Raw genomic sequence first — 15,204 nt, 5'->3', positions numbered from 1 at the left:
TTTTCCGTTTCGTTTGAATAACACTCATAAACAATTTAATTGCCATTTACCATATATTCGCATAACACACTTCCTTCTTGTATTTTGCTCACATAAGTATAGGTCGGATAAGCATTTCCACCTTTAAAAAAAGGAATAAAATAAGATTTTTTCTGCATATCCTGATTTTATTCCGATAAATGCTTGCCTTTTCGTAGGCAAATATGTAACAGAATATAGATTTGTATTTAATTTATGAATTTCAAAATTCTCTCTAACTTCCTTTACTTCATCAATCAATGAATTTAAATATTGAAAATTGAAATACATTTCTGTTTCTCCTTAAAAATTAAAGTTTACACTTTATAATAATATCCCAAACTTATCAATTTCTTCCATTCAAAAACGATGCCTGATACAATCCACTAAATAACAGCCATATTGCGGATAAAGTTCCAGTTTTGCAATTGGCTTATAATTTTCATTTTTTATTTTATGTTCTATTTTAATAAGCATATCTAAATCTTCTTGATAACTTTTAATATATCCGGTTCTTTCTTCTTCATCTTCAAAATCTTCATCTATTTTTGTTTCTTCTATACTAGAGATAATTTGCTTCTTATCTTTTTCTAATACTTCATCAAGTTTTTGATATCTCTTTCTAATAAAAAGAGCGTAGTAGTAATAATAAGAAAATTCATTAAAAAATTGAGTATACACAACATTTTCATATTCTTTTAAAAACAATTCATACTCTTCTAAAACATAATAAGCATCATAGATTTGATAATCACCAATATCATCTGTACTTAAATGATAGTTTTCATCTTGTCCTTCTTTTACTAGTTTTAAATATTCAAGTGCTTTTTCCTTATTTCCTAAATAAACCTCGCAATAAGCAATACTCAGTATCAACCGCATTCTATTCGGATATTCGATAAGTAGTTTTTCAAATAGTTCTTTCGCCTTTTCATATTGTTTCAACTCAAACAAACATACCCCGTACCCAAATCGCATTTCATAGCGATTGTCTAACACAAGTCCTTTTTCAAACGCACGTATGCTTTTTTTCAAGTCTAAAACCTCTTTTTCCTGTTGATACTTAGAAAAATAGCATAACGCCAACCCTTTATAGGTCCACACAAAAGGAGAAGCATTTTTTTCCGCATTTAATAAATAGTAGGTTTCTTTCTCATCCCCATCATGGTAAAAAGCAAGGTTGGTATCAATTCTTGCTCTATCTACAGCCCTTAAATCCTCTTGATTATTTGAAACAAAATTCTCCAGCAACTCTATGGCACGCCCTTCTTCCCTTAATTCCATTTCAACCGATGCAAGGGTACAAACAACATCTACATTTCGTGGATTCTTCCGTAAACGTTCCTCTAAAAATGCTTTGAACTCCATAAAAAATGGCTTTGTGCGGTCATAGTCTTTCATAAATGGCTCTTGATATTCATTTTCATATTTATTTTTCAGAGTATTCCAATAATCTTTTATCGCTCTTTCCATCTTATTTGTCCGATTCCCTTTTCTATTATCAAAAAATCATTTTCCTACCGAAATCCTTGAAAATTCTAATTTGTCAATTTCTCATCCACCTCATTATATCACTTTTCCCATATTTTGTCATTTAATCAAGTTGAATATTCATTCTTGTAACCACTGTATTTTTTCTTAATTTTGCTTTTTCTCTTGTGGCAAGATACTTCTGAATATCAAAGAAATTCCTCTTGTCGTAGTCTTCTAAGAGTTTATAATTTTTATGCTTTGTGATGTCGAATTTATCCGATAGGAAAGGGCGAACACCACGAAGCTGAAAGATACATTTACCGCCGTCCATAACTGTAATCTCATCTTGACTCATCAGCTCTTTCCCGGTCTTTTGGTAATTTAATCCAAAACTCTTTTGATTGCTCCTTGTTTCCGAGGTGTTATAAAGGTCGATGGTTTCTTTTCCAAGTGTTTCAGAAAGCTCTTTTAATGTTGTTTTCTCTTTCCCTCCTAAGAATAGGGTACTATCACAGTTGCCGACAATCGTATCGGCGTTATCCTTGTAAATTGCCTTTAGCTGAGATTGTGCTTGCAAGATAATGCTCGCCGAAATCTCTCGGCTTCGGATTGAGGCAATCAGCTTCTCAAACTTTGGAATCAAACCGATATTTGCAAACTCGTCAAGTAGAAACCTCACATGAATTGGAAGCCTACCGCCATACTCGTCATCTGCCTTATCACATAATAGGTTAAAGAGTTGCGAGTACATAATCGAAACAACAAAGTTAAAGGTATCATCAGTATCCGAAATAATGACGAATAGAGCAGTTTTCTTTTCACCAAGGGTATCAAGCTCCAGTTCATCTTCACTCATCAACTCTCTAAGTTCGCCAATGTCAAAGGGAGCAAGCCTTGCACCACAAGAAATAAGAATCGACTTCGCAGTTTTGCCTGTTGCTACTTGTCAAGGACTTTTTAATCAAAATCATCTTTTTTTTCGTCCGATTTTCTCCGAAACTCCCTCAGCATTATTCTTGTCAGCTTATCTTGCATTGTTTCCCTTGCATTTTCATTGAAATGGACAACAACCTCATAGGTGGTCTTTCCAATCTTTCTCTTTGTGCTAATGCCTTTTTTATCTGTGTTTTTCAGTTCTTCCATAAATTCTCCTTTTTGTTTTTTGAATTTTTGACAACAAAAAAAGGAAGTATCGGCAATTTGCTTTTACTTCCTCTCTATAATTTTATTTAATTGTTTTACTTTGACAAACTGGGATTTGATGATTTAATTCTCTTTATCATATAAAGAATTATCCAATTTCCTCTTTTTGTCCTTACTATCTAATGATCCACCAATAGCAATCCATGACGAACCTATACAAAAATACTATTTAATATTATTTCAATACAGATTCTATGGCTATTCTCAATTCTTCCTTTGTCCAAAAAGTATTCAAATAACTTTCCAAATCACCTTCATTATCTATTTCAATAAACCACTCTTCATGGTCAGTAGCAAAAACAGTTGGATTCTCAGAATTTATATCTTGACTTGCAACATAAACGCAATCTGGATAGCCATACCCATAAAATAAATGGATAAAATCTGTAGTCTTATTATTGGTAACAGAATATATTTCCTTAAAAGAATACAAATCTCCTTTGAACATATCATTCCATTCATTAAAATCTGGGCTTCCATCTTTAAAAGGAGTAAACATTTTACCATGCCAAAAATACTGTCCATAAGGTTCTTCTGTTAAAGTGAAATATTTCTCATATAATTTTTGAAAGAACTCTTCTTTATCTTCCTGAAATAATTTTATGTTCTCGTCAACAAAATTTCCTAAGCTCTCAATCGGTTCTTGATTATCTGCATCAGCCCAGGGTGTATCAATCGGCTTTCGATATAAAACTGTTTTAAATGTAATACTACATAAATCCTCTGCCATAGACTCTCCCTTAACAGATGATATATCACCACCTAATGCTTGTATTCTATCTAAAATGTCTTTTTTCATAACTTGTTCTCCTTCCACTACAAATTCTAATTTGTCAATTTCTCATCCATCTCATTATATCACTTTTTTCATACTACAAACAGCACCCTCTATATCGCCTTTTTTCATTTGCATAGATGCTTTATTTACATATAGTTCAGCTTTCATTTTTTATTTTCTCCTATAACTTAAATTTTGCTAATCTCGACAATATGAGATTTGATTTGCTATTGATACTTTGAATGTATTTAATTTTCAAAAATTTTCCTAATATAATCCAAAACACTTTTCCAACCATCGTCTTCTGTCCCATAGCCCCAAAGTTTTTCTGAAATATCTTCCAACTTTCCTATTTCAGCCTTATATTTTTTACTTACTATTTTTCTATCATCCATACTAATATAATTTAGTTTTTCGTCTTTAACTTCGAATCTATGATTACTCAAAAAGTTTATTACATCATAGTGAGCTTTTTCATCCAATTCCTTTTCAAAATTAAGAAATTCAACTCCTGCATTTCCAAAATATTCCTTTAACCAGAAAACAGTATTGTCGAATTGATTTTTTAATTCTATCAATCCTAATTCATTCAATGCTCCTGATATGTATGGCAATATTAAATGCCCTTCCGCAAAAATATAACCCCACCCGTCACATTTCCAGTTGCCTATCATATTTACAATTATATGAAATGTGAAAGTTTCATAACTAACTTCTTTTTTGATTTCTTCAAGTGAACCCAGTTGCCAAATATCATCAGAAATACTTGCAAATTTTGATTCATAATCCAAATCATTATAATTTTCTAATAGTATTTTTAAATCGTTCATACTTATAAACCTCTGTTCACATTTTTCAATTTCATCTTATTTCACTCTATATTTATGATATTATACCATATTTAAGTCAAGTTTTATAGGTCTAACTCATTCCGTTTTACCTGTGATAGTTCTCTGTTTTCTTGTTGTAACTTCTCTATACAGCTTCTTACACTTTCAGCTTGTTCCACTTCTTTCCGTAGGTCTATGATTTGAGAATACATACTATCTTTCTCTTTCTTCAAGGCGGTTACTTCCGATTTCCATTTAGATATAGTTAAGGACTTGCTTTCTCCTAAATGTTCTTTCAAATATTTCTTCGCACTTTCAAATAAAACAATCTCTGCTGTATGCTCATTATAAAAATCTTCCTGTTTACTTTTCTTTAACTTGGTATAGACTTTGTAGGTATCTTTATGTTTCAAATACTTTTCTGCTTGGTCAATAAGTTTGGTTTTATCATCAATGCTCTTTTCGGTGTCTTTGATGATTCTTGTAGTCTTATAGTTCTTATCTCGTAATGCCGATATACTTTTTTTCAGTTCCGATAAGAAAGTAATGCTTTTTTCTTTTAGATACTGATAGCTTTCAATATACTTTTCTAAGTTTACATTATGATTTTCTGCATTTTTACGGATAAGGTTTTCAAAAAGGGCTAATAAATTGTCTTTATGTGGTAGTGTAGATTGGTTATTTTCGGTTTCTGTATTTTCCTCTTTCCCTATTCCTCTTATCCAATTTAGTAAGGCTTTTATTCTTCTTGAGATTTCTTTTAATATCTTGTTTTGATGTTTGATTTCTCGGTTGATGTTTCCTCTATCGGTGGCTATGCCTTTCTTTTCCATTTGGGTGACTGATACTCCTAAATGAATCGTCGGTATTTGCTCTATGCCCTGTCTTTGATAAGAACGATGGTCTACCTTGTACTGTATGTTGTTTTCTTCAAGATATTTGTTTGTAATATCTGCCCATGCTTTTCGCCACTCTTCCGCTTTTTCTTGCTCGTTCCAATCAACTGTATTAATTTTTTTGGTTTTGTAATTACCGTTTTTGAGTTTTACTTTTTCTCCGTTTTCATCAAGGATATATCCTTTTTTTGATTTCGCTCCCCATGTTGTATCTTCGTTGAACGGTCGCATAGTAAGTAAAATATGAGCGTGTGGGTTTCCGTCATTTTTATCGTGTAAGGCAATATCGGCACACATACCGGCATTTACAAAATTTTCTTTTACATATTCCCTAACAAGTTCTATCTGTTTTTCTCGGCCTAATTCTAAAGTATCTGCCCCTTCAGGACAACAAAAAAGCAGCAAATCTTTTCAGACCAACTGCGTTTTACCACGATAATGGGCGAAGTTTATTCAGTTCCTATAAGAGAGATGTATTCTCTTTGCAAACTTACGCAAATATCAATCTATTCCCAAATATCTTTTTCTTCTTTTGGCAGAGAATATTTCCTATGCTTTCGAACACCCAAGATGAAGAAGATGATCCCGGAAATAATTAAGCCGATATCAATAACAACGGCGATCCAAAACGGAACACCTTTCGACTTCACATAGTACAGTGTTTGAATCAACATAATGATACCCAACATGAACTGCCCTATGCCGGTGATAAAGAAATGAGAACATCTTTTGTTCATTTGCTTTTTGATCTCCTTCTTTTCGGTGTACAAATCCAGCGGACCATCGGCTGCATTCTTCCTGAGATACACCCTTCCGCCATACTCCGCCGCTACAGAAATACCAGTTTGTTCCAAGAAATCAAGATATTCTTTTTTCTTTCTGCCTGTATAATCGGGAATATCAATCTTATACTGATACTTCACCGGAGAAACATCTTCAAACTCATATTCTCCGCCATGATAGCCTATAAGCATTAGTCCTTTCTCACCTTGCTCATTCAGCCATTGTTCTTCCTTGCTGATGTCCAAAAAAGTTTTTTTAACATTTGTTTTCATTGGTATCCTCCTTCACTTTTTTTGCATTTTGTAACATTTCTTCCAAACGGATAAGCTCTTTTTCAAAGAACTGTTTTCCTGTGCTTGTGATGGCATATTCAATCCTTCTATCCTGCGGATGCTCGTCCAGTGCCTTAATCCAGCCTTTTTTTTGCAAAGTGTCGAATGCTCCGTAGAGAGAACCGGCACCGAGATTTACTCGCCCTCCTGTCATTTCTGCAATGTCTTTCATCAGGGCATAACCGTGAACCGGTTTATGAAGTAGTAGCAGAATGTAAAAGACTGATTCGGTAAGAGCTCCGCTGTTTGCTGTTCTACCCATGGCTTCTCCTTTCTATTACGAATTATGATATATCGCTATATGTAATATAACATAATTCGTAATATATGTCAATGGCAAAGCAGAAAATATTTATATCTTATGTCCATTCCAACTACCAGCGAATAATGCAATGTTCATTCGTCATCATGTTTTGCAGCCCATTCAAATGGGACAGGAACACTATCTGCTAAACAGTCATATACTTTGTCAATCAACTCGCTATTAGTAAGATATTTGTACATTGTTGTCTGAAATTCGGGGAACTGCCGGTTAAACTCATCACAAAAAGCTTTCCCTGTGGAAGTCACGACTTTTCCATATTTTTTATAAAGAGCTTCTTCCGTAACTTTTCCGCCGTTCCATGCAGAAAACATTTCAATTACAGCATATCCGCAAGAAACATCCTGATTTATAACCTCTAGGCCCTCAACAAAAACCGGTATCCGATACTTTTCATTATTTATAGCAACAGCATAGTCATCTTGGATTCTATTTGTTTTTACTGCCAACACTGTAAAAGCGATTCCGACAATAAAAACAGGAATGATAGTAAATAACAAGATAGCAATCAACGCTATTTTTCTATTATTTTTCTGCACCTCTTTAGCCTCCGCAAATTATAATTTGGTTAATATCTTTTCCAATATTCTCTAAAATTTCAAATCCGGTTAATAAATAGTAACTAATACATTGCCGTTAACTTCGAGCACTTGCTTATAAAACTTTTTCATATTTTGAAAGCAGTCGATTAATTCCTCTTTTATTTCATCAGCCTCTTCTTCATAGCCCCAGATGTTCGGATATAAATCCGCTTTTTTGCATTCTTTCATACTGAATTTTTCTAAAGCTTTTTCTATATCAAAATTATCGAGAGCTGAAACAATATCAGCAATTCTGGTTTTTTCTGTATAAGCTATAAACTCTTCTACATCATCAAGAGAAGATACACCAACGACCGCTTCACTAAGAGGGTCATTTTCTATCGGCTTGCCGCTATCCACTCCGGTAAGCAGAAAATGAAGTGCATCCCACATCTTATCTATATCGAGTAATATCTCTGCATTTTCATTCCAATCTTCTGCAGTCTCAAAGATTTCATCTTCTTCTGCATTAAAAGATTTGAGTTCTTTTAAGTTTTCGTCACTTAAAAATTGATAATTTGCTCTTATTCCCATTTTTATTTCCTCCTAAACTTCTAATTTTTCAATTTTTCATTTAGTCCATTCTATCATTTTTTCCCGTATTTTGTCAGTAATTGAACAAAAAAGGCTTTTATTTTGCAATAATAAAAGAAATTTGAAAAAAAACTAAAAAAAACTTGACTTTTAGTCAAAAGAGGCTTAGAATGTATGCATGGAATTTAAAGATGCATTAAAACCCGATTCTGTAGATTTAAAGGATGTCATTACTCCTGAAACCATTAATCTGCACTTAAAAGGGACTACAAAAGAAGCTATTATTGATGAGTTACTTGATACGCTTGTAAAAGCCGGAAAAGTAAAGGACAAGGTTGCTACCAAGGCTTGTGTTATGGACAGGGAACGCAAGATGTCCACAGGTATGAAGCATGGTATTGCTATACCTCACGGAAAAACCGACTCAGTAAGCGATCTCGTTGCATGTATCGGAATTGCAGATAATCCGGTAGACTTTGATTCTCTTGATCAAGAACCGGCAAGAATATTTATTATGACTTTGTCTCCTCTGGATAAGACAGGCCCTCACTTGCAGTTCCTTGCACAGATAAGTTTATTATTCAAAAGTGCAGAAAAAAGAGAAGAACTTTTAAGAGCTGCAAGCGAGCAAGCCGTAATCAAGCTTTTAATGGAAAGCGATGAAGAGTAACTGGTTAAAAAGCTGTAAGTAATGGCCTCTGCAAAGATTTGCAAAGGCCGTTATTTTTTGCTCAACTTATTTTTACTCCATGAAAATCTGAACCGGTTGACAAATTTGTAAATTTAGCACATATTATTAACATGGCTGACAATAAAGAAAGTTTTTTCCAAAAATTATTAGGTTTGTTTATGTCCTCAGACAGTCCCGAGGCCTTAAAAAGGCGTAAATTGAAGGAAATTGCAAAAACTATAGGAAAAACCAGATACAGCAAGTGGTATAAAGCCGGTTCGCAGGAAGTATTGCCTCAAGCAGCACAATTTTTTTACAGTATATACAAGGTAGTAGGCCCTGCACGCCCCCTATTAGCCGGTGCTGCATCTTCAAAAGTACTAAAAAATGTTACAGTAGAAAATTCCCTTTCAGATAAGCAAAAAAAATTACTCGAAAAACTGTCTGAAGAGTCAATTCTCGAACAGTCAAAAAACGCAAATGCAGAAGCCCTCGCCGAAAAAGTAAAAAAAGAATTAAAAACCTTCGTGGGAGAATTCGATTCAAACCAAACGCAAAAAATCGACCTGGCCTACCAACATTTGGATGCCTTTATCCATTTTGTACTCTTTGACTACTATTTTCTGCTGCGCAAATTCGATTCTAACTTTGTGGAAAATAACTTCAACTATACGCCTAACTTTCAAGCCATAAGGGGAGAATACATTACCGAAGACTTAAAAGATTTTGCATCGGTTTTTTATCAACTAAGTGTCGATACCGATTGGAATCTTATCTTTGATATAATAAAAACCTATAAAAACATTCAGCCTGTTCATGCCGGTCAATGGAAAAAGCTTTTAGGAGCCCTACACGACCTTAGGCGTTCACGAGCTTTGGAATACATTATCCAGCATATTACAGAAGATATTATTTACACCGTCGAAACAACTCCATTTACCGAAAAAGTAACGGATACCTATGTTTCAAACATTAAAACAAATACCCAGAATGTTATCAATAAACTGATAGAAGAGCAAAGATCTTCAAAAGTTGCAGTTTTAATAACTAAGATATTCGGAAATCAGGTAGTTTCAGGAATGAAAAACTACACCGTAGATGCAAATACGGCTTTTACAAAAAGAGGATTATCCGGTTATGTTTATGCCGAAGAAATGAGTTATCTAAAATCTTTTTTGATAGAATATGTAAAAGCGGATGTCCGTACTCTTTGCGACTTATTTTTGGTACGGGGTAATTGGGGCAGCTTTGCAGGTACCACGGCAGATTTTTCCAACAGCTTCCATGCAATCATTCAGGTTGCCTCCAAAACTATAGAATTCGACGAGAAGCTTTCTGAAGTTTCTGATATAGGCGTAAAATTCCGCACACTTCTTTCAAGAATGGAAAGAGAAAAGGAAGCCGGCAGGCAGGCCGCAAAACTTTTAAATGATGTAAACGAAACAGCTCTTAAGCTTATAAATCTTTCGCTCAAGCACATAATAGTTATAGGAAATAACTTTAAGACTATAATAGCCGATTATGACAAGCCCCGCCGCGAGCTAATCCAAAACTGGAAAGAGATTGAGCAGCATTCAGAAAAACCTGTCAGGGAATGGCTTGTTGAGGCTTACAAAAAAATCTACGATTTTATCATGCTTATGCAGCTTTTTATCAAAAAAGAGTAAAAAGCTGCTTAAAAAATCTTACCTTTGTATTTAGATTACAGCATTGTTGTGGGCTGACCCGTAGCATCAAGGGCATCACGCCACAAAGATCCTTCCGGGTTTACATGCTTTCTTTCAGAGACGACTTGTTCAATAGGCAGGTGCACAAATTTATTGTTTACAAGCCCGATGAGGGTACGGGTTCTTCCTGCCATGGCGGCATGAACGGCATTATTTCCTAAGCGTTCGCAATAAACCGAATCGATAGGGGCGGCAATTGAAGATCGAATCTGATAGCTGGGATCGATGTATTTTAGGTTTATATGCATACCTATTTTTTCAAAATAGTCGGTTATTTCTTTCTTTAAGAATAAGCCTATATCTGCAAGTTTTTTATTGCCGGAAGCATCTGTTCCTTCTTCCATATTCATTAAATGCTGACCGGCTCCTTCGGCAGCAACAATGAGGGCATAACCGTTTTCGACAAGCTTTTTTTCCAAAAGCTTTAAAAAGCCGTTTTCGCCCTGCAATTCAAAGCGTACTTCAGGGATAAGAACAAAGTGAGCCTCATGGCAGGCGATTGCGGTATGGGTTGCTATAAATCCCGATTCCCTTCCCATTAGTTTTACCAAGCCTATACCGTTAATCTGGGAACTGGCCTCCATATTTGCTGCAGAAACAGACTCGGTCGCCTTTGCAATAGCCGTATCAAAGCCGAAAGATTTTTGGATAAAAGAAAGATCGTTATCTATCGTTTTCGGAATACCTATTACAGAAATTTTTAACTGCCTTCTTTCAATTTCTTTTGAAACTTCAAGAGCTCCTTTTTGTGTTCCGTCACCGCCGATAAAAAATACCATATTGACATTCATCTGCTCAATGCCGTCTACTATTTCGGTTACTCTGGTACCGCCGCCTCTGGAGGTTCCCAAGAAAGATCCTCCGGTCTTATGTATTCCGTTTACAACCTCAGGGGTTAATGGAACAGGGGAATAACCGTATTCCGAAATAAATCCTTTGTAGCCGAATTTGATTCCGCTGATTCGGCGCACTCCGTATCTTGTCCAAAGACATCTGACAACAGCCCTTATAACATCATTGATACCGGGGCATAAGCCTCCGCAGGTGGCAATAGCTGCGTGTACATAGTTGGGGCTAAAATATATTTTTTGGCGCGGGCCGGCTTTTTCAATAAGGTCAGCGTGAGTAAGAGCCTCCCCTACCTCGCCCATCGAGGCTTCCAAACTATACCTTATAAATTCTTTATCGGTAACATAATTTGCAATCAGATCCCCATGTGTTTCCGAAAGCATAATTGGGGACTGTATTTTACACTCTCCCAACGAAGTAATGGAAAAATCCGTTTTTTTCATTATAAACTCCTTTTTATTGAATCTTTCTTTTTAAAAGATAAATTGTTTCTTGTGTTAATTTATCGCCTTCTTTTATGTGCATTCTTTTAAACATACCTTGAGGCACCTCAAGTGCATAGCGTACGGAATAAGTACTTTCAATGGTTTCCAAGCTGTATGGAACCATATCATATATTTCTTTGATCAGACCTGAACTATCGATAAAAGCAATGGAAAGAGGATGAGGAGTGTTTTTCATCCAAAACCTCAGCCTGGAATCTTCCTTGTACAAAAAAATCATTCCTGTACCTTCAGGTATAACCTTTCGTTCCATAAAGCCCCTCTGCTGCTCGGCAGGAGTAATTGCAAGCTCTGCATTTATTTTTTCGATATTTTTTTTAACGGAATTTTCGCTTTTTGTTTCTTGGTTTGTTTCCTCATTTGAAATTTTTTCTATAAAAATATCTTCAGTTTTCATTTTATCCTGTCCTTCGCATGAGGCAAAAAAACAAATCATTATAACTGTTATTACGGCTTTTTTAAAAATCATTTATAAATTCCTCTCGTAAAATATCGCTGTAGGCCTTATCTGTTTGACTTTTTTCCAAAAGAGCATCAAAGACCTTTAAATCTATGTATTTTATTGCAAGAGGCCTCTCTAAAATCATTGAAACTGTTTCGTTTTTCCAAATTGCTCTTTTTGGATCGATGCTTAAAGGCTCGCCGTATTTGGCACTCAAAGCGGCGTACATCGAATAATAGTCTATCTTGTCAGTATCCATTTGAATAATAATAATGTATAGACTGTCTTCGTAAAATTGAAACCAAGCCCTTTTAATATTGCTTGAGCCCTTTGTTTCGATAAGGCTGCGGTTTTTTCCAGGTAAAAGCGAAACATCCCTTTCTCCACGATATCCGAATATGGAATCTTTTAAAAGGGCATCTTTAGCAGAGTCCGCATTCATACCGAGGATTATTCCTCTATATCCCGAAGGAAGCTCTGCAAATTGGGATACATTTTCAGTTTTTTCGGGAGGATTTTTGTCAAGCATTTCTTTATCGGATGCAGCATCTTCGGAAAACCCCAGACTTATCAAGCTAAAAACTATGCACAAAAGAAACTTTTTCATAACTTGTTCCGTTTTACCAGTATGAGCCGCTTTTTGCTCTGGCATTCATACGGGATTTTTCAATTTCCTGCATTTTTTTTGAAGTAGGCGGCCTGTTTTGAAAGCTCCAACTCGTCCGTTATGGAAATTTTTGATCCGTCACATCTTACTATGGGCTGTTTTAAAAATCTTGTAACAGCTTCTGAGACTTCTTCTTTAGGTATACCGCACATATTTGCCAACTCAACAGGGCCGAAGTTAAAGGTGTGGTACTTGCCCTTTACAGGTTTAATTCTCGATTTTTCAAGCTGAATAGCAAGCATATCGTACATTTTTTCGACATGATCTTTTATAAGGGTGTTTGCGAGCTGTTTATACATTGCCCAAATTCTATCTGCAAAGGTAGTTGTAAGGCGGGCAATAAGCTGAGGCTGAGTTGAAACCATTTGATTAAAGTTTTGGCGGTTTACGGCTAAAAGCTGACAGCCTTCTTCGGTAACAATAGCACTTGCGGATCGGGGTTTATTTTCCAAAAGGGCCATTTCTCCGAACATATCGCCCTCTTTTAAAACGGCCAAAAGAACTTCATTATTATCAAGAATTTTTGTGATTTTGACATGCCCTTTTTGAATAATATACAATTCGGTTCCGGATTGGCATTCGCAAAAAACCATGTGTTCTTTATCGTATAGCCTTATCATTTGGTTTGTTGGCGGCTCAAGTACTTCCATAGGGATTTTTACGCCCATCGCTTTAATTGCCATAACCCTTTTTTGGGCTGCTTCAGCAAATTCGCCCTTGGGCTGGGCCTTCAAATAATGATAATACGCATAAAGAGCCAAATCAAATTTGGACATCCTTAAATAGTATTCACCTATAGTAAAAAGATGAGAAATACCGGTTACAACATTCCGTTTTAGGGTAATTCGGGTTAAAGCCTCGTCCAAATAACGCATCTTCTTTGAAAAAGAATATATTATCTTCATAGCTACAGAAGCATTTTTTTCAATTAGATAAGGGAACTGGCCGTACGGGACAGAAATTAAAAGGGCATCGGTAAGAGCGATAGCCGTTTCGATTTGAGTGTGCCCGGACATACAGGAAACAACGCCTAAAAAGTCTCCAGGACCTAGAACATTTCCTCCCTCTTCAGCTACTACCTCATCCTCTTTTGCAACCTTCACCTTTCCGCTTTGTATAATATAAAAATGATCGGTATCAGACTTTCCTTCTATGAGAATATATGAGCCTTTTTTAAAATTCAAAAACGACAGCTGTAACAAGTTTTAACCTCTCATACCTTTGTGCATTGAACATAGACACAGTACATTTATAGTATATTTTGAAAAAGTCTAATTGTCAACCTACTTACCTAAAATACTTTATTAATTATTTTCTGCCAATTGTATTTTTGAACTTTTTTTGATAAAATAAACACATGAGTACCTTTAAAAAAATTACCGATTTTATTGAATCCAAAACAGACGATATTATAGGATTGGAAAAGCTTTTAAGCTCCATTCCTGCAATGGCTCCGGAATCCGACGGAGACGGAGAATTAAAAAAATGTGAAGCCCTGGAAAAATACCTAAAGGAAGCCGGTTTTAATAATTTTGAAAGGCTTGATGCTCCCGACGAGCGGGTCTCTTCAAAGATACGCCCCAATTTGATTGTTACCATTCCCGGAAAAAACAATAAGGAAAGACTCTGGATTATGAGCCATCTGGATGTTGTTCCTCCCGGAGACCTATCTAAATGGGATAGCGATCCTTGGACCGTAATCGAAAAAGACGGAAAACTCATCGGACGCGGAGTTGAAGACAACCAGCAGGGACTTGTTTCTTCAGTTTTTGCAGCCTTAAGTTTTATCAAATTGGGAATCACCCCCGAACACACGATTAAGCTTTTATTTGTTGCCGATGAAGAAGTAGGCTCCCAATACGGAATCATATACCTTCTTAATAAGCACAATCTTTTTACAAAAGACGATTTGATTCTTGTACCGGACGGGGGCGATCCTAAGGGAGAAACAATAGAAATAGCCGAAAAAACAAGCCTTTGGCTTAAGGTTATAACAAAGGGAGTTCAAACCCATGCTTCAATGCCGAACACGGGAAAAAATGCCTTTGTTGCGGCCTGCGATCTTGCCCTCCGTTTAAACGATCTTGAAAATCACTTTAACAAAAAAGACGACTTATTTTCGCCTAATTATTCGACCTTTCAGCCGACTAAAAAAGAAGCCAATGTACCGAATGTAAACACAATTCCGGGAGATGACGTTTTTTATGTAGACTGCCGCATTCTTCCTTATTACGATGTAAATGAGGTCTTAAAAGAAATGCAAAAAAGAGCTTCAGAGGTTGAAAAAAAATACGGCGTTACTATCAGGTTTGAATATGACGAGCCTGAGGCCTCTCCTGCAACACCTAAGGATGCAAAGATTGTAAAACTTCTTTCATCAGCCGTAAAAAAAGGTAAAAGGGATTGAAACTTCTATAATCGGAATAGGAGGCGGAACGGTAGCAGCCTGTCTTAGAGCTAAGGGCTTTGATGCCGTTGTTTGGAGCTCCCTTGATGACAGCTGCCATCAGCCCAACGAGTACGCATTTATAGAGAATATTGTAAGCGATGCAAAGGTTATGGCAGCCTTGATGTTCGGCATCGAAAATATTTAAAG

Annotated in this window: 13 protein-coding genes and 4 pseudogenes; 3 read left to right on the top strand and 14 right to left on the bottom strand. The window is 35.8% G+C overall.

Going from position 1 to position 15,204, the window contains the following annotated elements; translation table 11 throughout:
- Positions 1 to 378: 378 nt before the first annotated feature.
- The 10 genes and pseudogenes from E4O00_RS13475 to E4O00_RS13430 form a co-directional block, all read right to left on the bottom strand.
- Positions 379 to 1,491: a tetratricopeptide repeat protein gene (locus E4O00_RS13475; protein ID WP_253677860.1), complete on the bottom strand. Its 1,113-nt coding sequence runs from the start codon at positions 1,489 to 1,491 to the stop codon at positions 379 to 381.
- A 121-nt stretch (positions 1,492 to 1,612) separates the two neighbouring features.
- Positions 1,613 to 2,437 (bottom strand): annotated as a pseudogene (locus tag E4O00_RS13470) (VirD4-like conjugal transfer protein, CD1115 family); the annotation flags it as partial.
- Positions 2,438 to 2,448: 11 nt separating this feature from the next.
- Positions 2,449 to 2,634 carry a transposon-encoded TnpW family protein gene (locus E4O00_RS13465; protein WP_253677859.1) on the bottom strand — a complete coding sequence of 62 codons (186 nt, stop codon included), beginning with the start codon at positions 2,632 to 2,634 and terminating at the stop codon, positions 2,449 to 2,451.
- Positions 2,635 to 2,869: 235 nt separating this feature from the next.
- Positions 2,870 to 3,493 carry a hypothetical protein gene (locus E4O00_RS13460; protein WP_253677858.1) on the bottom strand — a complete coding sequence of 208 codons (624 nt, stop codon included), beginning with the start codon at positions 3,491 to 3,493 and terminating at the stop codon, positions 2,870 to 2,872.
- 227 nt (positions 3,494 to 3,720) lie between these two features.
- Complete coding sequence (locus E4O00_RS13455) at positions 3,721 to 4,302, bottom strand: hypothetical protein (RefSeq protein WP_253677857.1); 582 nt, start codon at positions 4,300 to 4,302, stop codon at positions 3,721 to 3,723.
- An 83-nt stretch (positions 4,303 to 4,385) separates the two neighbouring features.
- Positions 4,386 to 5,564: pseudogene (locus tag E4O00_RS13450) on the bottom strand (MobA/MobL family protein); the annotation flags it as partial.
- A gap of 140 nt (positions 5,565 to 5,704) precedes the next feature.
- Positions 5,705 to 6,253: a DUF2812 domain-containing protein gene (locus E4O00_RS13445; RefSeq protein WP_253677855.1), complete on the bottom strand. Its 549-nt coding sequence runs from the start codon at positions 6,251 to 6,253 to the stop codon at positions 5,705 to 5,707.
- Complete coding sequence (locus E4O00_RS13440; RefSeq protein WP_253677854.1) at positions 6,237 to 6,575, bottom strand: PadR family transcriptional regulator; 339 nt, start codon at positions 6,573 to 6,575, stop codon at positions 6,237 to 6,239. The genes E4O00_RS13445 and E4O00_RS13440 overlap by 17 nt, the downstream gene beginning before the upstream one ends.
- 134 nt (positions 6,576 to 6,709) lie before the next feature.
- Positions 6,710 to 7,174, bottom strand: a complete 465-nt coding sequence (locus E4O00_RS13435) for a hypothetical protein (protein ID WP_253677853.1) — start codon at positions 7,172 to 7,174, stop codon at positions 6,710 to 6,712.
- Positions 7,175 to 7,243: 69 nt separating this feature from the next.
- Positions 7,244 to 7,750: a YfbM family protein gene (locus E4O00_RS13430; RefSeq protein WP_253677852.1), complete on the bottom strand. Its 507-nt coding sequence runs from the start codon at positions 7,748 to 7,750 to the stop codon at positions 7,244 to 7,246.
- Between the two features lie 178 nt (positions 7,751 to 7,928).
- On the opposite strand from E4O00_RS13430, the gene E4O00_RS13425 reads away from it, so the two are divergent.
- Both E4O00_RS13425 and E4O00_RS13420 read left to right on the top strand, forming a co-directional pair.
- The gene (locus tag E4O00_RS13425) at positions 7,929 to 8,420 is read left to right on the top strand and encodes a PTS sugar transporter subunit IIA (RefSeq protein ID WP_253677851.1); all 492 of its coding nucleotides are present in this window, start codon (positions 7,929 to 7,931) and stop codon (positions 8,418 to 8,420) included.
- A gap of 179 nt (positions 8,421 to 8,599) precedes the next feature.
- Positions 8,600 to 10,087, top strand: a complete 1,488-nt coding sequence (locus E4O00_RS13420) for a DUF5312 family protein (RefSeq protein ID WP_253677850.1) — start codon at positions 8,600 to 8,602, stop codon at positions 10,085 to 10,087.
- A gap of 35 nt (positions 10,088 to 10,122) precedes the next feature.
- Here E4O00_RS13420 and E4O00_RS13415 read toward each other — a convergent pair whose 3' ends face one another.
- From E4O00_RS13415 to E4O00_RS13400, 4 genes and pseudogenes are all read right to left on the bottom strand, one after another.
- Positions 10,123 to 11,439 (bottom strand): ATP-dependent 6-phosphofructokinase, encoded by a 1,317-nt coding sequence (locus tag E4O00_RS13415; RefSeq protein ID WP_253677849.1) that lies wholly within the window; start codon positions 11,437 to 11,439, stop codon positions 10,123 to 10,125.
- Positions 11,440 to 11,452: 13 nt separating this feature from the next.
- On the bottom strand, positions 11,453 to 11,968 hold the full coding sequence (locus E4O00_RS13410) for a DUF192 domain-containing protein (protein WP_253677848.1): 516 nt from the start codon (positions 11,966 to 11,968) through the stop codon (positions 11,453 to 11,455).
- A complete protein-coding gene (locus tag E4O00_RS13405) occupies positions 11,958 to 12,548 on the bottom strand; it encodes a hypothetical protein (RefSeq protein ID WP_253677847.1) in 591 nt (196 codons plus the stop codon). Before E4O00_RS13405 ends, E4O00_RS13410 begins: the two co-directional genes overlap by 11 nt.
- A gap of 13 nt (positions 12,549 to 12,561) precedes the next feature.
- Positions 12,562 to 13,810, bottom strand: a pseudogene (locus tag E4O00_RS13400) (Crp/Fnr family transcriptional regulator).
- 155 nt (positions 13,811 to 13,965) lie between these two features.
- On the opposite strand from E4O00_RS13400, the pseudogene E4O00_RS13395 reads away from it, so the two are divergent.
- Positions 13,966 to 15,202 (top strand): annotated as a pseudogene (locus E4O00_RS13395) (M20 family metallo-hydrolase).
- Positions 15,203 to 15,204: the final 2 nt, after the last annotated feature.

The organism is Treponema sp. OMZ 788 (assembly GCF_024181245.1).
Lineage (GTDB): Bacteria > Spirochaetota > Spirochaetia > Treponematales > Treponemataceae > Treponema_B.
The sequence above is the reverse complement of the archived record's forward strand: the minus strand, read 5'-3'. Positions and strand labels throughout refer to the sequence as shown.

Bases quoted from the DNA above. Each gene is read 5' to 3' on its own strand.
- E4O00_RS13425 (WP_253677851.1), top strand. From the start codon at position 7,929: ATGGAATTTAAAGATGCATTAAAACCCGATTCTGTAGATTTAAAGGAT.
- E4O00_RS13465 (WP_253677859.1), bottom strand. From the start codon at position 2,634: ATGGAAGAACTGAAAAACACAGATAAAAAAGGCATTAGCACAAAGAGA.
- E4O00_RS13445 (WP_253677855.1), bottom strand. From the start codon at position 6,253: ATGAAAACAAATGTTAAAAAAACTTTTTTGGACATCAGCAAGGAAGAA.
- E4O00_RS13415 (WP_253677849.1), bottom strand. From the start codon at position 11,439: ATGAAAAAAACGGATTTTTCCATTACTTCGTTGGGAGAGTGTAAAATA.
- E4O00_RS13455 (WP_253677857.1), bottom strand. From the start codon at position 4,302: ATGAACGATTTAAAAATACTATTAGAAAATTATAATGATTTGGATTAT.
- E4O00_RS13410 (WP_253677848.1), bottom strand. From the start codon at position 11,968: ATGATTTTTAAAAAAGCCGTAATAACAGTTATAATGATTTGTTTTTTT.
- E4O00_RS13460 (WP_253677858.1), bottom strand. From the start codon at position 3,493: ATGAAAAAAGACATTTTAGATAGAATACAAGCATTAGGTGGTGATATA.
- E4O00_RS13405 (WP_253677847.1), bottom strand. From the start codon at position 12,548: ATGAAAAAGTTTCTTTTGTGCATAGTTTTTAGCTTGATAAGTCTGGGG.
- E4O00_RS13440 (WP_253677854.1), bottom strand. From the start codon at position 6,575: ATGGGTAGAACAGCAAACAGCGGAGCTCTTACCGAATCAGTCTTTTAC.
- E4O00_RS13430 (WP_253677852.1), bottom strand. From the start codon at position 7,750: ATGGGAATAAGAGCAAATTATCAATTTTTAAGTGACGAAAACTTAAAA.
- E4O00_RS13475 (WP_253677860.1), bottom strand. From the start codon at position 1,491: ATGGAAAGAGCGATAAAAGATTATTGGAATACTCTGAAAAATAAATAT.
- E4O00_RS13420 (WP_253677850.1), top strand. From the start codon at position 8,600: ATGTCCTCAGACAGTCCCGAGGCCTTAAAAAGGCGTAAATTGAAGGAA.